We start from the raw sequence: 22102 nt of genomic DNA on the forward strand, positions 1-22102 counted from the left end.
CAAAATGGATCCGATAGCAATCCTTTGCCAACGGTAATCCTTGATTCTATCGGTCTTCGCATGACAATTAGGGCATTGGACAACAGCTCGATTCAGTTCCATAATAAATTCAATTTGTTGCTCACTGTGGATGCATTTTTTTATTACGTTACCTTTGACATTCAAGGAATTTGCTATATAATCAAATGTGGACATAGGCCATCTTCCTTTCATTTAGGTTTGGCGATTTAATTGTAAGAGTGGATGCCGTCTATGTCCACTTTTTTATGCAAAAATGGGGTGAGGAAAGAATATTTCCTCACCCCAACATTTATTATAGAACCGTTATTCAATGCCAAGAAGCATTCGGCGCTTTTGAAGGTAAGAAAAAGGAACCGGATTTGCGCGTTATGATGGGCCTGTGGCCTAACGTTGTCCAGATTGTCACGACTGAAGACACGGGCATCAAGACTTTTGCTGATATCAAAGGCAAGAGAGTCGGTGTTGGTGCCCCAAACTCTGGCGTTGAACTAAATGCCCGTATGATTTTTGAAGCCAATGGCATGAGTTATGATGATGCTAAGGTTGACTACTTGTCCTATGGCGAAGCCATCGATCAGATTAAGAACGGTCAGTGCGACGTTGCTTTTGTAACGAGCGGTCTTGGCAACGCAACCATTAAAGAACTAGGTACGATGAAAAAGATTCGCTTTATCCCTATTGACGGGAAAGCTATTGAAAACTTGACTAAGAAGTACCCGTTCTATATGCCATACAGCATTCCTAAGACTTCCTATGATACCGAAGTCGATACGCCGACGGCTGCTGTTATGAATGTTATGCTTGTTGATAAGAAACTGCCGGATGATGTTGTTTATGACATTCTGACAGGAATTTATTCTGAAAAAGGACTTGCCACCATCGGTGCTTCCCACGCAACGGCAAAACGTGAAATTAAACTGGATACGGGCCTCCGTGGCATTAAGGGAACTCAGCTGATTCTCCATCCGGGTGCTGAAAAGTTCTGGAAGGAAAAAGGAAAGCTCTAATCCAGGATGAAAGGCAAACAAAAAATTGCCTTGTGTTTGGTCTTTCTGCCCCTTGCCATTGGACTTTTGGCCTGGTGGCATTGGGCAAGCCAAACCGTCATGAGAATCAAAAATTATGATACCCAGCACATCTATGTTGAGTTCCCTGCCAAAGCTGGGGATCGTTTATTTTTTGGTTGGATTCATTCACTCGAACATATTCACTGGCATGAGTACTTCCACATCGCTCCGGACCATTCATTGATTCTTGATACCATCTCGTTTCCTGCTTTTGGGGCAGGAATCCCAGAAAATAGAGGGAAGAAAACATGGGTGGATGAGAAGGGCAACATCTTTATGGATGAAATTGACCAGTCATTTCCACGGATTGACTGGATCAACTCCCATTACGCGACACGGAAAATCAAGCTCAATGACGAGCTTATCACCAGTGGCAGACTCCTGCCGGAACATACTCGATTGATTCTTGTAATTGAAGAGAGGGGATTCTTTGATGGAAGATTTGAAGAAAGCATCCACAACCAACCCTACCTCGGCAAGTTCTTTCAGTGATGCACCACTTAATAAGGATGGTGTCATTACCGGTGATATGTCCGAAGAAATGATGGCTAAAACAACGGCCATTATTGAAAAGGTAGATAAGGAATCGGCGACCCGTAAATTTACTGGCGTCATGCAATCGTTCTTTTACATTTTTTGTATCCTTGTTTCGCTTTATCATCTTTATACGGCTATCTTTGGTCCTCCTGTGACTTTGGTGCATCGGAGTCTTCATGTGGCCATGATGACGAGCTTGTGTTTTTTGATGTATCCGATGCGCAAGAAATCCAGTCGGACGAAACCTTCTATTCTTGATTGGATTTTGGCGCTCGCTGCGTTCGCAGTTCCAATCTATATCTATACCGATTATCTCGGTGTCGTGGAACGAGCTGGCCGAGCCAGTCAGACTGATATGATTATGGCTACGCTCCTTGTTGCCCTGGTCCTCGAAGCGACCCGCAGATGCAGTGGGAAGGCTTTGCCTCTTTTGAGTATTGGCTTCATTCTATACGGAATATATGGCCGTGAGTTTCCCGGCATGTTTATGCACCGGGGATACGACTGGCTGAGCCTTTCGAATCATTTCTTTGCCAACACGGAAGGTATCTATGGCACGTCGGTCAACGTTTCGGCAAGCTATATCTTCCTTTTCATTCTTTTTGGCTGCGTGATGACAAAGTCAGGAATGGGTAAATTCTTCAACGATATATCCCTTGCACTCGCTGGTCATACAAAAGGCGGTCCGGCCAAGGTTTCTGTTGTCGCTGCGGGTCTTTTGGGTTCCATCAATGGCAGTGCCGTTGCAAATGTTGTAACGACGGGATCCTTTACCATTCCGCTTATGAAAAAGACCGGTTACAGTGCCGAATTTTCTGGTGCTGTATCGGCCGCGGCTTCTGTCGGCGGCCAGCTCCTTCCGCCAATCATGGGAGCGGCGGCCTTTATCATGGCAGAAATTTTGGGTGTCAAGTATTCAGAAATCATTGTATGGGCAGCCATTCCGGCACTTCTTTACTACATGGGTATTTTAATTCAGGTTCAACTGCGTGCTTCTAAGGATGGGCTTGTAGGTGTCCCTAAATCACAACTGCCTAAAGCTATGGAAGTATTGAAAGCACAGGGCCATTTGATTATTCCCATTCTGTTCCTTCTGTATATGCTCTTTTTCTCAGGTTCTACCGTTGTTTATGCTGCCGTTCTGACAATTGGTGTTACGATTGTCGTTGCAGCTGTGAAAAAAGCAACGCGAATGAGCCTTAAACAAATTGTTGATGCTTTAGCCGATGGAGCTAAACAGACCGTCAGTGTGGCAATGGCTTGTGCTTGTGTCGGTATTGTCGTTGGCGTGTCCTCCAAGACTGGTTTTGGCCTGACCATGGCAAATACCATTATCAGTTTGGGCCAGACATCCATTCTCTTTACCCTCGTCTTTACCATGGTGACGTGCATGATCCTCGGCATGGGGCTTCCTTCCATTCCGTCCTACATCATCACGTCCTCCATTGCAGCACCGGCACTGTTTAAGCTGGGGATCCCGAACGCATCGGCCCATATGTTCAGCTTCTACTTTGCCATGTTTGCAAACCTCACGCCCCCTGTTGCCCTGGCTGCCTTTGCGGCAGCTGGCGTTTCTGGCGGCAATCCCATGAAGACGGGGTGGACAAGCGTACGTCTTGCTATTGCAGGCTTTATCATTCCGTACATCTTTGTGCTGTCCCCACAGCTCATGCTCATTAATACGACCCTTGCAGAAGGGCTTCTGACAACGGCGACGGCAGCACTTGGTGTATTCCTTCTAGCAGTTGCCTGTGAAGGCTACGTCTATGCACCGGTTGCTCTCCCTCTTCGAGTAGTGGCCCTTGCTGGGGCATTGTGCCTCATGATTCCGGGCTTCCAGACCGATATCGTTGGTGCGGCTGTGCTTGTGGGTCTGATTTTGATTCAGAAAAAGAAAAAAGCCGGTCTGAAATCAGCTGCGTGATAAGATTGGAGAAAGACTTCCCTATAAATGCGTAGGGAAGTCTTTTTGATATCATCAATGACCTAATGGGGAAGACCTTACGGAAGCATGAGTGAAGTACTGTGGATGCAGAAATAGAAGCCTATTCCTATTGGCTTTCTTTTAAAATTCTTGGAAGATTCATCAGAAAATCTGAATGATACAAGAATATTCTGTCATCTCTTTATGTTATACTTTGAGGGGAAGGAATGCTTGGGAGGTGTCATGATATGATGGATGCGCTAAAGAAAATGCTTGATGAATACAGGATTCCTCCTGTTATTGAAATCAAAACGAAATTTGATAAAACTCGTCTGCCTAAGGCAGAAGAGGTCCTTTTGGCGCGCCTTCAAGAGAAAAAACTCCCCATACGGCCAGACATGCGAATCGCTATTACAGGTGGAAGTCGCGGTATTGCGGATTATCCTGCCGTGATGAGGGCTGCGGTCCGTTATATCAAGGCATGTGGGGCTGTCCCCTTTATCGTTCCTGCCATGGGAAGCCATGGCGGGGCCACTGCAGAAGGTCAGGTTGAGGTCTTAAAGAATCTTGGCATTACGGAAGAGACCGTGGGTGCTCCAATCTATTCAAGTATGGATGTCGTTGAGATTGCCCGAACGGAACTGGGACTCCCTGTTTATTTGGACCGGATTGCATCGGAGGCAGATGGCATCCTGCTGCTCAATCGGGTAAAGACTCATACATCCATTTATGGTGCCTATCAGAGTGGTCTTGTCAAGATGATGGCTATTGGACTGGCTAAACACAAAGGAGCAGCGATGACCCACAGCCTTGGTACGGATTATCTGAACGATAACATGGCAAGGGTGGGGCTTCTGGCTCTTAAAACCGCTAAAGTCGTTGGCGGGATTGCGGTCATAGAAAATGGTTACGATGAACTCGCTGATGTCTATGCCCTCAGAAAAGAAGAAATCCCAACAGAAGAACCCAAAATCCTGGAACGGGCCAAGAAAATGGTCCCGCGCATTCCCTTTGACGCGATGGACGTGCTGATTTGCTGTGAGCTAGGAAAAAATATATCAGGGACCGGGATGGACCCTGCAATTGTGGGAAGACCCATCAATAATCGGCCCAATGTTGGACCTGATGTGACGGAGCTGGGGATTCTCTCCATTACGCCTCAATCCGAAGGCAATGGCAATGGAATCGGCATGGGAAACTTTATTTCCCGGCGCGTTCGGGACGAACTTGATGAATCCATGACGGTCATTAATGCTTTGACGGGAATGAAGCCCTTTACGGCTATGATTCCGCCGACGATGGAAACGGACGAACTTGTTTTTAAAGCCTGTATCAAGGCCGCAGGAAGAATTGCCCCGGAAGATCTTCGCATGGCGATTATCCGCAATACAGGGAACCTCGAACGAATCTGGGTATCAAAAGCCCTTGCAAAAGAACTCGAACCAGAGCGAGGATCCTTGGTAGGGGATTATTTCCCTGTTCCTTTTGAAGGTAATGGTGCCCTCAAACATTTTTGGAAATAATAAGAGGTCACTTTACACGAAAGTATTGGATAACAAAAAGATGGAAACAACAGTATGTGAAGTGCTGTTGCTTCCATCTTTTTTGTTGTTACTTTTTTGATTCGCGTACAAATTTTTTCGGTGACATTCCAATTTTATTGGTAAAGGTTCGAATGAAATGCGGATAGCTCTTAAATCCTACCGCAGCTGCTACATCCCGTACCATCATGGTATTTTCTTTCAAGAGGACACAAGCTTTTTGCAGACGGAGCATTGTCATATAGTCGCCAATGGAAATCCCCGTATGATCCTTGAAAATCTTGCAGAGACGGGATTTGCTGACATAAAGGTGGGTGGCGATATCGTCAAGATGGATGGACTCCAGGTAATGGGCCGAAATATAGGTGATGGTATCCATAATGGTGCGGTCGCGCGTTTCGATTTCGGCTGTTTCGTCTGTCTTGCAATCGTGCAGTTTCCTTGCCACAGCAAGCAGAAATTTTTCTAGCAAAAGGGTGCGATAGATATCTTCCCCAAATTGGGGGCGTACAGGAGCAATCAAGTCCTCCATAAGACTCGAAAATTTAATGAGGTCATGCTGAGAAAGCATGATATGGTGGGGAACATTTTCAAATAGCTTTTTTAGATTAGTTTCCGGTGTGGACATCTTTTCAAGGAAACCAACAGGAAAGCGTAAAGCATAACGATCTGTATGATCCTTGACTGAACTGAATAAATAATGGATTTCAAAGGGTCGGATGATGATCAGACTGCCCGTTTCGAGGGGATAACGGGTATCTTGGACCAGAAAGCTGCCATTATGATTCAGACTGAGATAAATTTCCATTTCATCATGGAGCTGTGGAACGGAATAAACGATAGAGGATCCAAAATAGGCATAATAAGGAAGCTTACCCAAGAAAATCGCCTTCTTTAATTTGCATTTATTCTTGCCTTTAAGGTGAATATTAACAAATTAAATCAATATAATCAATATAAATTGACTAGAACTTAAATATTTCCTAGGATGAAAGAGGAGATTGTGATCACAACTGCAGAAAACTGAATATTACGAGTCCTTTGAATTTTTACGGAGACATATTGAAGGAGGCGCAAATATGTCCGAGACTACACTATGTATCGTAATTGTCGCAGTTACGATGGTCTTATTCATCACGAGGGCGTTCCCTATGGCGGTTACGGCCGTCCTTTGCTCACTGGCAATGGGAATCATGCTCCCCAGTGTCAAGTTATCTGCCATCTATTCGGGATTTGGCAGTGCTCCTGTCTGTATGATTGCCGGGATGATGATTGTTGGAGACGCTATTTTTCAAACCGGCGTGGCTCAAAAGATGGGGGTTGCCATTGGAAAACTAAGGATTGTGCAGAATGAAAGGATCTTTACTGTTGTTGTGGTGACCATCTGTACCTTCATGTCTGCTTTCATGAGTGATTCTGGATGCATTGCCATGTGGATGCCAATCATAGCAGCGGTTGCGGCTGGTTCGAGAGGAAAAATCCGTTCCAAGATGGTCATTATGCCCGCCGGAATTGCCTGCATTGTTGGTGGGGCAACGACCCTTGTTGGGTCAACTTCACAGAATACAGCCAACAGTTTCCTCATGCAGACAGCAGGGTATGAGATGGGAATGGGGGTTTTTGATGTTACACGCATCATGTGGATCGTTGATATTGTCATGGTCCTTTACTTTGCAACGATTGGGTATACCATTACTAAAAAGACCCTAAAGCCAGGGTCCCCTCATTTTGACGATGGAAACCAATATGCAGCGGCGCCCTGTGATGAACTCGATGGGGTCGGGATTCCTCAGGTTCCTAAGAAAAAGCAGGTCATCTCGGTCTTTACGTTGGGAATTTGCATTGTGGGATTTATCCTTTGTGGTTTCAGGCCCTTCAGTGCCTATTTGAATATTGCAAATGTTGCCCTGATTGGCGCGACGATCCTTTTTATGACCAAAACGATTTCTTTTGAGAAAACCTTGCACGAACTCAATTGGGGTGTTCTTCTGACCGTCGGCGCCATTACCACTTTGGGAACGGGATTGGAAAAGACCGGAGCAGGAGAGCTGATTGCCAGTAGTATCCTTGATTTTTTCGGAGGTGAAAATGCTTCCTTGACGGTCGTCATTTGTGTGATGTTTGTCTTAGGAAGTTTCTTGACCTTATTTATGCAGAATGTTTCGGTTTCGGCGATGCTTGCACCTATTTATATTCCTTTGGCACTCAAGATGGGGCTCAGTCCTGTACCGTTTATCATTCTCATTGCTGTGGCGTCTAATATGGCCATTGCAACCCCAATCGGGACGCCTGTAAATATGCAGATACTTCCCGCTGGGTATAAATTTAGTGATTACGTTAAAATTGGGGGGCCCTTATGGTTGTTATTCATGATTGTGGTTTGCCTAACAGCGCCTTCCCTGCTATTTTAGAAAGGAACCTTGAATAAGGAGGAAAAAGAAGAATGGAACAATACGATGTCATTGTCATTGGCGCAGGGGTCGTAGGAAGCGCCATTGCAAGGGAACTATCCCGATATGAACTAAAAACAGCCGTTCTTGAAAAGGAACTGGATGTGGCGACAGGAAACTCCAGCCGCAACACGGGCATGCTTCACGGTGGGTTTACGTATAAACTGGGGACGCTGCGGGCCCAATGTTCCGTAGAAGGCAATCAGGAATTCGATAAAGTGGCTTCCGAACTGGGTGTGCCTTTTAAGAGAACGGGAAAATTGGTTGTTGGATTTACCGAACATGACCGCCAAAATATCCTGCGCTTTAAGGCCAACGGGGAAGCAAACGGCGTCAAAGGTATGCGTATGGTCGATGCTGACGAAATGCATCGCATTGAACCTAACGCAGGCGGCAATTTTGCCATGTATGTTCCTAGTTCCGGAATCTTGGATCCTTTCCAGTACACCATTGGACTTGCTGAAAATGCCTGCCATAATGGCGTTCATTTCTACTTCGGATCCCGTGTCACGGGCATTAAGCAGATTGCTAAGGATACACCCGACATGGCTCTTCTTATCAAGCGAAATCCTTCCATATCAGGGAAAGAAGACTTGTATGAGGTAACGACAGAACGGGCCATTTTCCTTGCAAGATGGGTCATTAACAGCGCCGGTGCCTATGCCAACAAGATCGGCCAAATGATGGGCTATCCGCATGTTCCTCAGTATGGATGCAAAGGAGAGTATTACGTCCTTGATAAAAAGGCCGGCCAGTTTCTCAAGATCCCTGTCTATCCAGCTCCAAATGACCAAGGGGGATTCGTGACGCACGCAACGCCTACGGTGGATGGCAATATTCTCGTAGGACCTGATTGGTATGATACGGAAGGCCCCGAGGATTATGCAAACCAGAAGCAGAGTTTGGATAAACTTTTTACTGATGGAAAAAAGATGTTCCCCAAGATGGCGCGCCCTTATTTCATCCGTAATTTTGTGGGAATCCGGTGGCGCAACTGTAATCCGACAACAAAGGAAGCTCTGGATTTCCGGATTGATACAAATGCAGGGATCCCCCATACCATCAGCCTTGTAGGAATCGAGTCTCCTGGTGTCACGGCGGCAACACCGCTGGCTCGCCGCGTGGCAGCCATTCTCCTTGGTACGGAAGAAAATGAAGGAACCCGCATTAAGAAAAAAGCGGCTTTCGATCCAATCCGCAAACCGATTCCGCGTTTTGCTGAAATGACCTTGGAAGAACGGGTGGAAGCGATCAGAGAAGATCCAAACTATGGACAGATCTTTTGCCGCTGTGAAAACGTGACCAAGGCTGAGGTCTTGGCGGCTCTTCATAATCCTTTGGGAGTCCATACAGTGACGGGAATCAAGAACCGGACCCGATCCATGATGGGAAGATGCCAGGGCGGTTATTGCCAGACGCGGATTACGGAACTCATCGAAAAGGAACTGGGGCTTTCTCCGGAAGATCTTCGTTACCAGCGTGAAGGCGGCTGGATCTTTACAGGAACAGTTCGGAATGAAGCCGGGAAATGAGAGGGAGCAGATGGAAATGAAAGCGGAAAAAGCTAAGGTGCTGCATACGGATGTCGTCATTGTCGGCGGCGGCCCAGCTGGTCTTGCAGCGGCGGTCCAGCTCTATGATGAAGGAATTACGGATCTTTTGATCCTTGAAAGGGAACATGCCTTGGGCGGCATACTCAAACAGTGTATCCATGATGGATTTGGCCTCACACGGTTTGGAGAATCGTTAAGCGGTCCTGAATATGCAGCCCGTTTTATCAAGGAAGTGGAAAAACGGAAGATCCCTTATGTGACGGATACGACGGTCATTAACGTGACACCTGATCATGAGGTGCAGGCAGCCCATGAATCGGGCATGATCATTGCTAAAGCAAAAGCGGTTGTCCTCACTATGGGCTGCCGGGAACGGACAAGAGGAGCCCTTGCTATTCCGGGAACCCGCCCGGCTGGTGTCATTACGGCAGGCGTGGCCCAGGCCTATATCAATCTTCAAAACCGGATGCCTGGCAAAGAAGTGGTGATCCTAGGGTCCGGGGATATTGGCCTTATCATGGCTCGCCGCCTTACCCTTGAAGGAGCGCATGTCATCGGCGTCTACGAGATCAACCCTATCCCGAGCGGCCTTCCCCGCAATATTGAGCAGTGTCTCCACGATTATGACATTCCCCTGCACTTGGGATACACCGTATCAGATATCAAGGGAACGGACCGTGTGACGAGCGTTGTCGTATCCAAAGTGGATAAAAAGCTTCAAGTGATTGAAGGAACAGAAGAGGAAATCCCTTGTGACACCCTTGTCCTTTCTGTTGGATTGATCCCGGAAAATGAACTGACCTTGGGTGCAGGCGCTGTTCTTACCCCGGCTACGAGTGGGGCCATTGTCGATGAATACTTTGAAACGACCGTACCGGGAATCTTTGCCGCAGGCAACGTCCTACATGTTCATGACTTGGTTGATTTTGTCTCCCTGGAAGCAGAAGCTATGGCCCGGGGAATCAAGCGCTACCTGGAAGGAAGCCGCTATGAGGCTGTCATTGACGTTAAAACGGGCCGTAATGTGGGACACACGGTTCCTCAAAAGCTTACAGGAAAAGAAGATGTAACCCTTTCCCTTCGTGTACGGGGCCCTCAGAAAAATGCCAAAATTACGGTTCGCCAAGGGAATCATGTTGTTGCCCAAAAGCTTGTAAAAAATGCCCTGCCGGCAAATATGATTGAACTGCCCATTAAGAGTAACCAGATTATTGGAACAGCGTCCTTGGAGGTGAGCGTTGATGAATAAGGAGTTAACCTGTATTGTCTGCCCCAATGGCTGTGACCTGCATATCGCCTATGAAAAAAGCGCAGAAACCATTGAGGTCCTTTCCGTTGAGGGGGCGCTATGTAAGCGGGGGGAAACCTATGCTCGGCAGGAGCTCATTGCCCCCAAACGCAGTATTGCTAGCTCTGTCCTTGTTGAAGGTGGAGAATTGCCGCTCGTGAGTGTAAGAACTAAAGGCGTGATTCCTAAAAACATGATTTTCCCCGTGATGAAAGAAATCCGGAAGACGGTGGTGAAGGCTCCTGTCGAAGAAGGAAGTGTGCTTATTCCAGATGTACTGGGGCTTGGCATTGACGTGATTGCAACTAAGCGGGTGGAAAAGAAGCAAGGATAACAAATGGCCCTCTCCTACAGAAATGCAGGAGAGAGCCATTTTTAGTAGAATCAGATGATCTTCGTCAAAAGGTTGCCTTCATCGTCAAATTCCATATATTCAGGCGTATCTAGGGCTTCCAGTCCTTCATATTTGCCTTCTGCGACATCAGCATAATAGGCTTCGGAAAGCATGATGGTTCCGATATGGAGACTGTTGGGAATCCGGATGACACGGGCATGTACCTTATCAACCCCATTTAACGTGCGGATGCAGAACTGGATGCTTTCCTTGTCCGTTGCCATGATGATAGGAAGCTCTGCCGAACGGATGACCGTGTTGGTAATGGTGTTGGGATACATCATCTGCAGGTCAATCTTGTCAAAGAGGCGCTTAGATATACAGCTTGCGAGGCCCGTCCCGAGGGCGTTGCCATGAGAAGCTTCCGTTAGATCAAGAAAACATGTCCGCTGCACGTTGACGCCGCCATGGGCATAAGGCGTGGAGAAGGTTCCTGTAATGTTGGGGTCAACGCCGGTGCCGCTGTAATTCTTCCCAATCTCGTCGACGATGAGTACATCGCATTCACCAACGATGAGACGGGGCATATTGCCAAAGGCTTCTTTAAGAAGCCCCGGTTCCTCCGTTAGGATGTCATCCCGATGAACCGCTGCAATTCTAGCTGTTTCGTCGTAAGCATTTTCAATGGTACAGACGCCCATGAGAATGGGGGCTTTATCGAGAATGACTTTGGCGTTTGCTGGAAGATTCTTGGCAATGACGCCCATGCCGTCGCTGTGGACGCTTTCGGCGCCTTCCTGTTTGCCGAGGCCAACAACCATCATCTTGCAGAACCCGCTTTCATAGGGGCCGCGAAAGGCATTGTGGGGCTTTACGCGGCAGGAGACGATGATGCCGTCGGAATGATAGGCAATCTTGTCTAGGTAAACAGGTTTTCCCAGCTCGCTTGTTCCCAAAAGGACGGTTTCCATGGAGGAGCGGATAGGGCAACCCATGCTTTCTTCCGTAATGTTGTAGCCTTCAAGGATCTGGAGCTGTCCTTCTGCTGTCGCCCCGCCGTGGCTTCCCATGGCAGGAACGATAAAGGGATGAGCCCCCTTTTTCTTTACGAAATCAACAATAGCTTTAGTGATGACGTCGACATTGGCAATGCCGCGGCTGCCTGCCGTGATGGCAATGTTCATACCTGGTTTGATGAGTGAAGCTACACGTTCGCCTTCCATGGCTTGCCAAACGGCAGCGGGGATATCTTCCCGTTTGATGAGAGGCCGGGGAAAGCTTTGCTTTGCCCGGAACATCTTTGGGATAGGCACGCCTTCAAGCAGTTTTGAAACAACACCGCCTCTAACAATTTCCATTATTTTTCCTCCTTGTGTTTCCTGCACGTAAGGTAAATCCGGTAGCGGACACAAAATGGTCCAGTTCTTTTTCAAAATAAGTTAGCAGTTCCTTACGGACGGGATCGAGATCCCGATGGGTTACCTTATACGTCACGCGGCGCGGTGGCGGCGTAGTCAGTTCGTAGAGAAATAGGCCTAAGCGATCCAAGATTCCAGAGTCCTTGAGATAGAGGGCAAAGGCTTCTGGAATAATGCTCCACGTTTCTTTTCCCAAAAGGGAAAGCAGGGCTTGGGATGTGTCCACCGTGGCAAGGGGACTTGCCGATGAACCGAAAACTTCTTGATGCCAGGGCTCAAAATCTGGTGACCAGTCAGCAAGCAGCTCTTGACCAGGTGGGAGAGTGGTTGGATCAATAGGCTGGGGATGATTTCCAAAATCTCCAACAACATAGTGTTCTTCGGAAAAAAGGGGATCTGTTACAAGAAGGGGACTGCGCCGCTTCCTTACGACCAGAGCCACGTCAAGTTGATGGGCTTCCAGGGAATCATAGAGTTTAAAGGATGGGCTTGTTGTGTAAAAGAGGTGGAGCGGGGAAGAGCCCCCTTTGTCATTGAGCAGTCTTTTGTAAAACGGGCTCATGACCATGCTGATGGATTCTATACTGCCGATACGCAGCATCTGGGACCGTCTTCCTAGGTGAAACCCCTTGATGGAACGGGATAGGTGCATCCAATCCTCGGCAAGAGGGATAAACTCCAACCCTGCTTCAGTAAGGTGAAAATTCCGTTTCCCTCGGCTGCGGCAAACGAGGATATTTCCCAATTCTTCTTCTAGCTGATGGAGACGATGACTCAACGTGGATTGGGAAATGGTGAGCTTTTCGGCAGCCGTGGAAAAACTGTTGCATTGGGCAAGCGTCAAAAAAGTACGAATCAAATCAGTATCCATGGCACCTCCTGGAAATTAATTTTAAAGATAATATATCATGATATTATCTAAAATTCAAATTAAATATATTGGATTGTGAGGCAAGAAGGATTGATGTAATCGATGCATTGCAAAAATCTCTCTATGATGAAACAAAAGCCTGGCAGCTCCTGATAGGTTGGAGTGCACAGGCTTTTGTTTACTTATTGGAAGTCAGCTTGACAATAGACGCAGCGACCATCTTTAAATGTCATTTGAGGTACAAGAACATGATGGCCAATGAAGGTATGACCATTGCAATCTTCATAGGGGACTTGTTTTCTTTTATCTTTAAAAATTACAAGATCTGCAGGCGTACCGACCTTCAGCGTTCCTAATTCAGGATGGCCAATGAGATGTGCTGGTTTCTTTGTTGCTGTTAAGAGCACACTTTCTAAACTCATCCCGAAATCTACATATTTTGAGAGAATGCGGGGAAGGGAATGAAGGGGTTGAAGAAACCAACTGGATGCATTGTTATCGGAACTGATGATGTCTGGCACAAATCCTTCTTGGACTGCGTTTTGAGCCACGACGAGATCGAAATTGCTTCTTCCATTACAGGCATCGAAGAGGACACCGCGCCGGCGTGCTTCCCATAAGCCTTTGAGAACATGGCCATCTTTGTCTAGACAGGTATGTTTACCCTTTCCGTGGAAAATATGGCAGATGACATCGCCAGGACGGAGATACGATGCAAGTTCGTCAAGGGGAATGGGAGAATCGGTGACGTGAACCACAACACGGGTACCAATGCGATCCGCAATTTCAATGGTCTTTTTTAAGGAAATACGAGCCATTCCTGCAGAGAGAATATTTTTTGACAGTCTTGTTTTCAGTCCAACAAGGTTATGACCATACCTCTTGAATAGTGACATAATCTTTTCTTCATCAAAATATTTGGGGTCTAGATTCTCTGGATATCGGTTATTGGATTGACCACCGGAGGCGACGAGCAGACAGTTAAGAATCCGTACGTCAGACATCGATATAATGGTCTTGTAGTAAAGTTCATAGCCACCCGCACCTGTTGTGCCTGCATCCACTGCTGTTGTAATACCAGTGCAGAATGAAGTCGCGTCTGGATTCACACCATTTTCACTGCCGCCTTCGTAGTAGTGGGTGTGATAATCAATGAGACCTGGCGTAATGAGACAATCTTTGGCATCGATGATACGATAGTTTTTCGATTTGTGAGGGAGTGGCGTCTCCGCAATCTTTCCACCTATGATAGCAAGATTGGAATGAATCCAAGTGCCTGTTTCTGTATCCAAGAAAGTTCCATTCTTGATGAGAAAATTCATAAAGTACATCCTTTCTAAAAGCCTTGATGGCAGGCATCAAGGCTTTTGTAAATTACTGCTTTTTGGTTTGTGCAATTGCGTCCATGAGTTGGTCAACAATTTCATTACCTACATCGCGCCGGACCATTTGCTGTACGACTTTGCCTTTTTGGCGAATTTCTTCTACGACAGAGGGATCCAGCGTAATAATCTGATCACCTGCGTCAATGCAGATCTGTTTGTATTCTTTGATGCTGGCATCCGCTTTGGTATTGCCATACGCAGTAGCGGCCGCAGCGCATTCGTCGACAAGCTGACGGACATTTTCAGGCAGAGAGTTATAAACATCCTTGTTCATGAAGAAGGTGATGATGTGCCCGATATGATTGGTTTCGATTACATATTTCTGCACTTCCTGAACATTGTTTCCTACAATGTTCATATAAGGGTTTTCCTGTCCGTCAATGGTTCCTTGCTGCAGTCCCATGAATACTTCTGTGAACTGCATCGGTGTTGCTGCTGCACCTAGGGCATCCCAATAAGCAAGATGGTAAGGATTGGTCATAACGCGGATTTTTTGCCCTTTCAGATCATCCAGTTTTCTTACGATCTTGTTTGTTGTGAGTTGACGGAATCCAGCATCAGAGTAACCAAGCATTTGGATGCCGCCCGCATTGCAATACTGGTTCATGATGTTAGGAAAATTCCCGTTGAGGACGGCTCTCATTTGTTTTACATCATCAAATAGGTTTGGCATGTCAAAGACGGCATATTGGGGGATAAAATCAACAAGGTCTGTTGTCATTCCTGTCCCGATGTCTATTGAACCACTGACCACAGCTTCCGTAAATTCCGTTGTGTTGCCCAGCTGACCGCTTGGATAGATATCAACCGTGATCTTACCGCCGGATTTTTGGTGAATTAAATACGCAAATTCAGAGACCATCTTATAGTTGATAGATGAGTCAGCAACAGTCATGGCGGCTCTCCAATGGTATTCTGCAGGAATCGACGCAGGGTCCAAGGCTTTGATGTTTTTTCCATAAAAATCGGCATCAGCATCCAAAGCAGGTGTTGTCGTTGCTGCAACTTTTGCAGTATCTTTGGAGAGGGCACTGACAAGCCCCATAGAAATCCCTGGAACAGCGGTAATCAGACCTAGGGAAATCAGGAATGTAACGAGGAAGGGAACGACGGAACGGGCAAGTCTCAGCATAGGAATTTTTGTCATGCCGGATGCAACAAAAAGATTGATTCCCATGGGAGGAGTAACCATACCAATAGCTAGGTTGCAGGTCATGATGATCCCAAAATGAATCGGGTCAACACCTAAGGCCGTAGCGACTGGAACCATGATTGGAGTTAAAATCATGATATTTGGAATGTTGTCGATGAACATGCCGCATACAAGCATGACAAGGTTCATGATGAGAAGGACTGCATACTTATTGTCCGAAAGGGCAAGAACCCCTTGGCTGATGGTCTGAGGATAACGGAGCAGCGTCAATACCTTTGCAAAAGCGGCTGCTGCAGCGATGACGAAAAGAATATTGACGTATGTCTTGGCACCTTCCATAAAAACATGTCCAAGGTCCTTGATAGAAAGTGTTCGATAGACACAGATGCACACAAAAAGACCGTAGAAAACGCTGATTACAGCAGCCTCAGTAGGACTGCAGATGCCTGTATAAATCGTTCCCAAAATGATGACCGGTGTCATAAGAGCAAAGAAGCTGTCTTTAAAGAGCTTCCATAATCCGTCTTTGTGGAGCTTGGCATAGCTTTCCTGAAGTTTTTGTTTATCTTCACCATGCTTCTTGCAGTAAATGTAGCAATAAACCATGAGGGCAACGCCAATGAGGATGCCCGGAATGATTCCGGCAATGAAGAGTTTTGAGGGAGAACAGTTGGCGATGGAAGCGTAGACAATGTAAGATATGGACGGTGGAATGATGACTCCAAGTCCACCTGCAACTGTCACAATTGAAGTTGCAAAGATCTTGTCGTATCCTTTGGCTACGAGAAATGGAATTGTCATGGATCCTACAGCAGAAACTGTAGCTGGGGAGGATCCGGAAATAGCCGCATAGAACATACAGGTAACGACGACAGCGCAGGGAAATCCTGCCGTTTTATTGCCGATAAAATAACCAAAGAAATTGAAGAGTTTCTTCGAAATACCGCCCCTTGCCATAATCATACCGGAGACCATGAACATAGGCACGGCTAGAAGGGTGAAGCTGTTTAGCCCCGAAAACATGGCACGGGCAACATCACTTACACCAAAGGAAAAGGCTTGATTTGCTAAATGGGGCAACATAGAGAGAAAGGAAAAAACGCCTCCAATGGGAAGTGCCGCGATGATAAGCACGAATAGAACTAGAAAGAAAATCCCGATACCCATTAGTTCATCTCCTCCTTCTCATTTTCCATATCGTTTCCGTTGTCTGCTTCTGTTTGCGCTTTTCCTGTAAAGAGACGATATAGAAGCTGAAGGTAACGAACCATTCCAAGTGCAAGGCCTAAGGCCATGAAACGGTACAGCGAAGCGACTGGAATCCGGAGTGCAGGACTGGCCTGATGAATCAAATCAGCTTTTCCTATCAGTTCAATGGTTCCTTGAAAAAGAAACCAAATAATCCCCATCATGACAAGGGTGATGAGAATTTCAATATACTTTTGAATTGATTCAGGGAGCAGTCTTGTAAAGGTATCTACCTTTAGACTGACCCCTCTCCGAATGGCGCAAGGTAGGCAGAAGAATGCTGACAGTGCAAGCAGGTAGCAACATACCTCATCTGACCAAGTCAAGGCATGGTGGAATCCATAGCGCATGACAACATTTGCAAAGGACAGTACGCACATGACAGCGAGCATGATTGCCAAAATCAGGAGCTCGAAATTTCGGTCAAGCCAGTGTAATACTTTCATGATAAAACCCCTTTCTTTACCTTTTCCTAGGGAGATGAAATAAAAAAATATTCCGATAACTCTTGCGATTCATTTTACTGGCTTGACGAAATGAAATGAAGGTGATAATAATTTATTTTATAAGTAGAAAAACTACTATTAAGGAGGATCCTCCATGGATATTAAGATGCTGGATTACGTCGTCATGATTGCCAAGTGTGAGAGCATTTCCAAAGCCGCTGAGAAACTTTATTTAACGCAGTCCGGTCTCAACCAGCAATTACTGAAGCTGGAACGCAATCTTGGAATCAAGCTCTTTGAGCGGGATCATCATCATTTTCGGATTACTGATGCAGGAAAAATTTATGTGCGCAATGCAATGGAAATCCTCCGAATACAGCGTAATACCCTTATGCAGCTAAGTGATCTCAAGAATAATATCCATGCTGAAATTTCCATAGGTCTTACCCATGAACATGGAATTGATCTTTTTACGGCTGTCTATCCTATTTTTCGTCATCATTACCCTTATCTTCGATGCAAATTGGCAGAACATATTGTACGTGATCAATATCAGCTCATCGAAGAGGGGGAACTTGATATTGGGATTGTCTTGACCAATATTAACACTGCAAAATGTTTTCCAGATTTGGTCTTTCATGAAGTTTATCAGGAAGATTTGCTATTGGGGATTCCAATGACCCATCCTATGGCTAAAAATGCCGTACCTATTGGAACCGCCCAGCCGCTCCGAGTCACCGATATCCATCTATTTAAAGATGAGCCATTTTCTCTTATTTTTGAGGATTCTACCATGCGCAAGGAAGTTATTGATCCTATGTTTGAGGAAAATCAACTGCATCCTATCATTATGCTTGAAACGGCAATCAATACAGCACTCACACAAATTGTGGGTAAGGGGCTTTCCTGTACAATCCTCCCGCATTCTCGTGTCTTATCTAGTCCATATCGCGATGATTGTGCATGGTTTCGCCTGCTTGATAATCCCGTGTGGAGTGTCTCTATCGTCCACAGGAAAGACTATAAACTCAGCAAATCAATATATGATCTTATCCGTTTGATGGATCAGTATGGTCAAAAATTAGAAAAGATATTTTTAACTGAAAGTCCTGGCTATCTAAAATAATGCATATTAAAAGACCTTTCGAGAATGGCAGATCAAACTCGAAAGGTCTTTTCCATATCTATGTGAGGGTAGATATGGGTGAGGGATTGCCTCATATCCCTAAAATAGCAGATTTTTCGGTAAAATGCAAATAATTTCAACTATAAGCATCTTTCTGAATTTTATTAGTAAAACAATGTAGATGAATAATATAAATATAATTTAACTGCCGAAAGGATGAACCAAAAGAACGTATGAAAATCATTCAATAAGTTTTTCTTAGAGAAAAACTAACTATTTAGAATTTGTGTTAATGGTATGCATGGAATAAAATTGAAATAACAGAAAATTACATCTTATCCGAATAGGATTGCAACAGATGTAATACGAGGTGAATTGAGCGGTGATTGCCTTCTTTCATGATGAACTTTGCATTTTCTGAAATCATGGAAGAGTGGAAACCTTCAAAAAGTAATAATCTAAAGTAATGATCCTTGGAAGAATCTTCAAGCAGGTGTTGATTCTTCTGCAGGGCAGAAGAAATCTCATAAGATTCCGGACTTCCTCTATCGTGGAAGGAAGACGGGCAATAAAGAAAAGGAGTGTTGAAGTTATGGGTAAATTAGGAAAACGGATCATGGCATGTCTTAGCGCCAGTCTCGTTGTCATGTCCTTAGCTGGCTGCAGTGTCGGCGGCGGTGGTAATGGTGGGGATAAGAAATCAGTTGCAGGCAGCCTCAAAGGGAAAAACGTCCGGGTTGTCATCGGCTCCACTTCGACTTCTGGTGACTCTTACATGATGGCAGATCTCGTTACGCGCTATCTTTCCAAGAAGATGGGGTTCAAGGGTAAGGTTGACGCCATCGGGAACTCTGCAGCACTTGACACCATTTCCAAGGCCAAGGGCGATGGTACGACGGTCATGATGTTCCACGATATGACTTTCTTGAGCGTACTCTTTGGCTCTGTTGATAAGAAATATGCCCTGGAAAACCTGACGGTTGGTCCTCGTATCGGTCAGAACCCTGGCGGTTGCTTTGGTGCTGCTAAGGATGCTCCGTACAAGTCACTTTCTGAAGTGACAAAATACTTGAAAGCAAACCCAGATAAGACGGTTTCATTTAACATTGAATCGGGCGCAACGAGCCATCTTGCTTTCGTTGCTTACTACCTTGATGTAAAGCGTAAGGAAGGCGATGCTGTTGCAAGCCGTATCAAAGCAATTGTTGGCGGCACGACGGCTGATAAGCTGCAACGCCTCTGGGACCGCAATGCTGACGTTATCTACGGTGATACCTCTGCTTTCGAACAGTATACCAAAGATGGTGTCGATGCTAAACTTGCAATGAACATGTTTGATTCCTGCGGCAAGGTGAACGGTCTTAAAATTAACTCCATGGCTGAAGACGGAATTGAATTTGAAGGCAAACCCTTCGACTTTGCAAAAGATTTTGCCATGTACTTCCCGAAGAACATGGATGAAAAGGTTCTCAAAGAATATGAAGCGGCTATGGTTGAAATCGTAAAGGATCCGCAGTTCCAGAAAGACATGGCTGCCCTTTACTACAACACGTTGAAACCTGAAGAAGTAACTCTTCAGGCTTCCAAGGACTTCATCTATGGTAAACGTAAGATGTGTGAATCCTTGATTAAACAAGCTCCGGCTCTGGATACGCTGACCAGCCACTGAGAACGGTCCTTCATCTAAGTGAAATCAAATGGCGCTTCCCGATGCGAAATGAAATAGAGGTCCTCGGGAAGCGTTTTTTATGAAAAGAAAGAGGGGAAGAAAATATGATTAGTGTGGTTTATTCCACAGAGCACTTGCTGATGCCGAAAATCATCGGTACATTGCTCGTTATCATGCTTGCTGTCATAGTCCTTGTAGAAGGTCGGGAACGCAAGGCAGCAACCGGAAAATTCTTTGGCAGCTTTGGCCCGTTCTTCCGTGAAAATGCGGATTTCAAGAAACTTTTCGGCACGCTGCTCCTATTCATTGGCTACATTTTTGTTGTTGAAGAGGTTGGCTTTACGGTTACCAGCATTATTTTTGTATTCCTCTTCAATGTACTTTATACAGGTTGGAGTAAAAAGGCACTTCGAACGAGTCTTATAATTTCCATCCTGGCACCTGTCATTGTCAGTCTAATTTTTGGTGTTGCTTTCAATATTACGCTTCCCAGCGGAATTTGCAGTATCACCTTCATTGATTACGGCATCACCATTTACTGAGAAAGGAGGATAGCCCATTATGATTACATTTACTTTTACTCACGTTTTGGTCTGTCTCCTTGGTGTTATCGGCGGGATCGTCTTTGGCGCCATTCCGGGCATGACAGCTACTATGGCTGTTGCTGTTTTTCTGCCTTTGACCTATGCCTATGATATTCAGACGGCTATGTTCCTGCTCTTGGGTCTTTATGTCGGCGGGATTTCAGGCGGTCTTGTTCCTGCTATCTTGATTAATATTCCTGGTACGCCATCTTCAATCACAACGACTTTCGATGGCTTTCCTATGGCAAAACGAGGCGAGAGTGAACGTGCCCTGAAGATTGGGATTCTCTCCAGCTTTATCGGAGGCATGATTTCCTTAGCCTGCCTAGCTCTTTTGACGCCAGTCCTCAGTGCCTTTGCCTTAAGTTTCAGTGCTGTTGAAAAGTTTCTCATTATTCTCTTTGCTCTTACAGTCATTGCTGCCCTTTCCAATGGACAGATGCTGCGGGGTATTTTTGCGGGATTCCTCGGCGTTTTCATCAGTCTTATGGGGATGTTCAGCGTTAACAATGCATACCGTATGGTTCCTGATTCCCTGATGACTTACATGCAAGACGGGTTCCAACTTCTGCCGGTCCTCATTGGGCTTTTTGCCATTGGCCAAATATTCGAAGAAGCAGAAGAAGGGATGACTTTTAATCTTAAACGTGTTGACGAAGGCGGAATTGAAGGAAAGAAATTTTCTCTCAGCGATTTCAAGGGACAAGGCGTCAATCTAATTCGTTCGGCTTTGATTGGGACTTTTGTTGGTGTCCTTCCTGGTGTTGGCGGATCTGCTGCATCCATTTTGTCCTATGCACAAGCAAAAAGTTTTTCTAAACACCCTGAACTGATGGGAACAGGTGTCCCTGAGGGTCTTGTTGCTTCGGAGACCTCTAATAATGGTCTTACGGGCGGCGCTCTCATTCCACTTCTGAGCTTGGGTATTCCTGGTGACTCGACGACGGCTGTCCTTATTTCTGCCTTCATGTTTCAGGGTATTCAAGTAGGTCCGCTCTTTATTGCCCAGAACCCAGATACATGGAACTGCATTCTTGTTGGGATGCTTCTTGCGAACATCATTATGTTCCTTTGTATGTTCTATCCCATCAAGTGGATCAGCAGACTTGTCTATATTCCCAAACAGCGCCTTTATCCGGTCATCATGATGATTTGCATTGTAGGTGCTTACGCTACGAAAAATGGCCGTATCTTTGATGTGTGGACGCTTCTGGGATTTGGTATTGTTGGCTATGTGTTTGGTAAGATCCACATTCCATCGTCTTGTTTCCTCATCGGCTTTATTCTGGGTAAGGATCTCGAAAACTACTTCATCCAGTCTATTAGTGCCTCAAAGGGAAGCCTTGCGGTGTTCTTCTCTCGGCCAATCGGTCTTTTCATCTGGGTTCTCATTGCCATTTCCATCTGGTATTCCTTCTATAACGCCAGAAAGCTGAAAAAGCAAAAAGCTGCCCAACAGTAACATTGCCCGTTCTTCAACTCCATAT

At 45.8% G+C, this 22102-nt stretch carries 18 protein-coding genes and 2 pseudogenes; 12 read left to right on the forward strand and 8 right to left on the reverse strand.

Going from position 1 to position 22102, the window contains the following annotated elements:
* Window positions 1-195 (reverse strand): annotated as a pseudogene (locus H503_RS12555) (ISL3 family transposase); the annotation flags it as partial.
* Between the two features lie 71 nt (window positions 196-266).
* Here H503_RS12555 and H503_RS11885 point away from each other — a divergent pair.
* The 4 genes from H503_RS11885 to H503_RS0105760 all read left to right on the forward strand — a co-directional run bounded on the left by H503_RS11885 (window position 267) and on the right by H503_RS0105760 (window position 5072).
* Window positions 267-1028: a TAXI family TRAP transporter solute-binding subunit gene (locus H503_RS11885; RefSeq protein ID WP_276324356.1), complete on the forward strand. Its 762-nt coding sequence runs from the start codon at window positions 267-269 to the stop codon at window positions 1026-1028.
* 6 nt (window positions 1029-1034) lie between these two features.
* Entirely contained in the window at window positions 1035-1580 is a 546-nt protein-coding gene (locus H503_RS0105750) for a DUF1850 domain-containing protein (protein ID WP_009014951.1), read from the forward strand.
* Window positions 1522-3549, forward strand: a complete 2028-nt coding sequence (locus H503_RS0105755) for a TRAP transporter permease (RefSeq protein WP_016459994.1) — start codon at window positions 1522-1524, stop codon at window positions 3547-3549. Before H503_RS0105750 ends, H503_RS0105755 begins: the two co-directional genes overlap by 59 nt.
* Before the next feature lie 248 nt (window positions 3550-3797).
* On the forward strand, window positions 3798-5072 hold the full coding sequence (locus H503_RS0105760) for a nickel pincer cofactor-dependent isomerase, group 22 (RefSeq protein WP_014129047.1): 1275 nt from the start codon (window positions 3798-3800) through the stop codon (window positions 5070-5072).
* Window positions 5073-5160: 88 nt separating this feature from the next.
* Here H503_RS0105760 and H503_RS0105765 read toward each other — a convergent pair whose 3' ends face one another.
* Entirely contained in the window at window positions 5161-5970 is an 810-nt protein-coding gene (locus tag H503_RS0105765; protein ID WP_009014948.1) for a helix-turn-helix transcriptional regulator, read from the reverse strand.
* A 199-nt stretch (window positions 5971-6169) separates the two neighbouring features.
* On the opposite strand from H503_RS0105765, the gene H503_RS0105770 reads away from it, so the two are divergent.
* The 4 genes from H503_RS0105770 to H503_RS0105785 are packed head-to-tail and all read left to right on the forward strand — an operon-like array spanning window position 6170 to window position 10715.
* Window positions 6170-7501, forward strand: a complete 1332-nt coding sequence (locus tag H503_RS0105770; RefSeq protein WP_016459995.1) for an SLC13 family permease — start codon at window positions 6170-6172, stop codon at window positions 7499-7501.
* A gap of 32 nt (window positions 7502-7533) precedes the next feature.
* The gene (locus H503_RS0105775; protein ID WP_009014946.1) at window positions 7534-9072 is read left to right on the forward strand and encodes an NAD(P)/FAD-dependent oxidoreductase; all 1539 of its coding nucleotides are present in this window, start codon (window positions 7534-7536) and stop codon (window positions 9070-9072) included.
* Between the two features lie 10 nt (window positions 9073-9082).
* Window positions 9083-10342 (forward strand): NAD(P)/FAD-dependent oxidoreductase, encoded by a 1260-nt coding sequence (locus H503_RS0105780; protein WP_009014945.1) that lies wholly within the window; start codon window positions 9083-9085, stop codon window positions 10340-10342.
* Window positions 10335-10715, forward strand: a complete 381-nt coding sequence (locus H503_RS0105785; protein WP_009014944.1) for a DUF1667 domain-containing protein — start codon at window positions 10335-10337, stop codon at window positions 10713-10715. The genes H503_RS0105780 and H503_RS0105785 overlap by 8 nt, the downstream gene beginning before the upstream one ends.
* A gap of 50 nt (window positions 10716-10765) precedes the next feature.
* Here H503_RS0105785 and H503_RS0105790 read toward each other — a convergent pair whose 3' ends face one another.
* From H503_RS0105790 to H503_RS0105810, 6 genes and pseudogenes are all read right to left on the reverse strand, one after another.
* Entirely contained in the window at window positions 10766-12073 is a 1308-nt protein-coding gene (locus H503_RS0105790) for a nickel pincer cofactor-dependent isomerase, group 22 (RefSeq protein ID WP_009014943.1), read from the reverse strand.
* Window positions 12060-13004: a LysR family transcriptional regulator gene (locus H503_RS0105795; RefSeq protein ID WP_009014942.1), complete on the reverse strand. Its 945-nt coding sequence runs from the start codon at window positions 13002-13004 to the stop codon at window positions 12060-12062. Before H503_RS0105795 ends, H503_RS0105790 begins: the two co-directional genes overlap by 14 nt.
* 182 nt (window positions 13005-13186) lie before the next feature.
* Window positions 13187-14326: a metallo-dependent hydrolase gene (locus H503_RS0105800; RefSeq protein WP_016459997.1), complete on the reverse strand. Its 1140-nt coding sequence runs from the start codon at window positions 14324-14326 to the stop codon at window positions 13187-13189.
* 52 nt (window positions 14327-14378) lie between these two features.
* Window positions 14379-15434: a TRAP transporter substrate-binding protein gene (locus tag H503_RS12950; RefSeq protein ID WP_367281727.1), complete on the reverse strand. Its 1056-nt coding sequence runs from the start codon at window positions 15432-15434 to the stop codon at window positions 14379-14381.
* Window positions 15426-16709, reverse strand: a pseudogene (locus H503_RS12955) (TRAP transporter large permease); the annotation flags it as partial. The pseudogene H503_RS12955 and the gene H503_RS12950, both read right to left, overlap by 9 nt.
* Complete coding sequence (locus tag H503_RS0105810; protein WP_009014939.1) at window positions 16709-17236, reverse strand: TRAP transporter small permease; 528 nt, start codon at window positions 17234-17236, stop codon at window positions 16709-16711. The gene H503_RS0105810 and the pseudogene H503_RS12955, both read right to left, overlap by 1 nt.
* 154 nt (window positions 17237-17390) lie before the next feature.
* On the opposite strand from H503_RS0105810, the gene H503_RS0105815 reads away from it, so the two are divergent.
* The 4 genes from H503_RS0105815 (at window position 17391) to H503_RS0105830 (ending at window position 22077) form a co-directional block, all read left to right on the forward strand.
* Window positions 17391-18362: a LysR family transcriptional regulator gene (locus H503_RS0105815; RefSeq protein ID WP_016459998.1), complete on the forward strand. Its 972-nt coding sequence runs from the start codon at window positions 17391-17393 to the stop codon at window positions 18360-18362.
* A gap of 592 nt (window positions 18363-18954) precedes the next feature.
* Window positions 18955-20031 carry a tripartite tricarboxylate transporter substrate-binding protein gene (locus H503_RS0105820; RefSeq protein ID WP_014129040.1) on the forward strand — a complete coding sequence of 359 codons (1077 nt, stop codon included), beginning with the start codon at window positions 18955-18957 and terminating at the stop codon, window positions 20029-20031.
* A 104-nt stretch (window positions 20032-20135) separates the two neighbouring features.
* The gene (locus H503_RS0105825; RefSeq protein ID WP_009014936.1) at window positions 20136-20573 is read left to right on the forward strand and encodes a tripartite tricarboxylate transporter TctB family protein; all 438 of its coding nucleotides are present in this window, start codon (window positions 20136-20138) and stop codon (window positions 20571-20573) included.
* A gap of 19 nt (window positions 20574-20592) precedes the next feature.
* A complete protein-coding gene (locus H503_RS0105830; protein WP_009014935.1) occupies window positions 20593-22077 on the forward strand; it encodes a tripartite tricarboxylate transporter permease in 1485 nt (494 codons plus the stop codon).
* Window positions 22078-22102 lie beyond the last annotated feature (25 nt).

Origin of the sequence: Acidaminococcus intestini DSM 21505 (assembly GCF_000425045.1) — a bacterium.
Classification (GTDB): domain Bacteria; phylum Bacillota; class Negativicutes; order Acidaminococcales; family Acidaminococcaceae; genus Acidaminococcus; species Acidaminococcus intestini.

Excerpts from the sequence above, each read along its gene's own strand:
- H503_RS11885 (WP_276324356.1), top strand. The coding sequence starts at position 267 with ATGCAAAAATGGGGTGAGGAAAGAATATTTCCTCACCCCAACATTTAT.
- H503_RS0105750 (WP_009014951.1), top strand. The coding sequence starts at position 1,035 with ATGAAAGGCAAACAAAAAATTGCCTTGTGTTTGGTCTTTCTGCCCCTT.
- H503_RS0105755 (WP_016459994.1), top strand. The coding sequence starts at position 1,522 with ATGGAAGATTTGAAGAAAGCATCCACAACCAACCCTACCTCGGCAAGT.
- H503_RS0105760 (WP_014129047.1), top strand. The coding sequence starts at position 3,798 with ATGATGGATGCGCTAAAGAAAATGCTTGATGAATACAGGATTCCTCCT.
- H503_RS0105770 (WP_016459995.1), top strand. The coding sequence starts at position 6,170 with ATGTCCGAGACTACACTATGTATCGTAATTGTCGCAGTTACGATGGTC.
- H503_RS0105775 (WP_009014946.1), top strand. The coding sequence starts at position 7,534 with ATGGAACAATACGATGTCATTGTCATTGGCGCAGGGGTCGTAGGAAGC.
- H503_RS0105780 (WP_009014945.1), top strand. The coding sequence starts at position 9,083 with ATGGAAATGAAAGCGGAAAAAGCTAAGGTGCTGCATACGGATGTCGTC.
- H503_RS0105785 (WP_009014944.1), top strand. The coding sequence starts at position 10,335 with ATGAATAAGGAGTTAACCTGTATTGTCTGCCCCAATGGCTGTGACCTG.
- H503_RS0105790 (WP_009014943.1), bottom strand. The coding sequence starts at position 12,073 with ATGGAAATTGTTAGAGGCGGTGTTGTTTCAAAACTGCTTGAAGGCGTG.
- H503_RS0105795 (WP_009014942.1), bottom strand. The coding sequence starts at position 13,004 with ATGGATACTGATTTGATTCGTACTTTTTTGACGCTTGCCCAATGCAAC.
- H503_RS0105800 (WP_016459997.1), bottom strand. The coding sequence starts at position 14,326 with ATGAATTTTCTCATCAAGAATGGAACTTTCTTGGATACAGAAACAGGC.
- H503_RS12950 (WP_367281727.1), bottom strand. The coding sequence starts at position 15,434 with ATGGGGCTTGTCAGTGCCCTCTCCAAAGATACTGCAAAAGTTGCAGCA.
- H503_RS0105810 (WP_009014939.1), bottom strand. The coding sequence starts at position 17,236 with ATGAAAGTATTACACTGGCTTGACCGAAATTTCGAGCTCCTGATTTTG.
- H503_RS0105815 (WP_016459998.1), top strand. The coding sequence starts at position 17,391 with ATGGATATTAAGATGCTGGATTACGTCGTCATGATTGCCAAGTGTGAG.
- H503_RS0105820 (WP_014129040.1), top strand. The coding sequence starts at position 18,955 with ATGGGTAAATTAGGAAAACGGATCATGGCATGTCTTAGCGCCAGTCTC.
- H503_RS0105825 (WP_009014936.1), top strand. The coding sequence starts at position 20,136 with ATGATTAGTGTGGTTTATTCCACAGAGCACTTGCTGATGCCGAAAATC.
- H503_RS0105830 (WP_009014935.1), top strand. The coding sequence starts at position 20,593 with ATGATTACATTTACTTTTACTCACGTTTTGGTCTGTCTCCTTGGTGTT.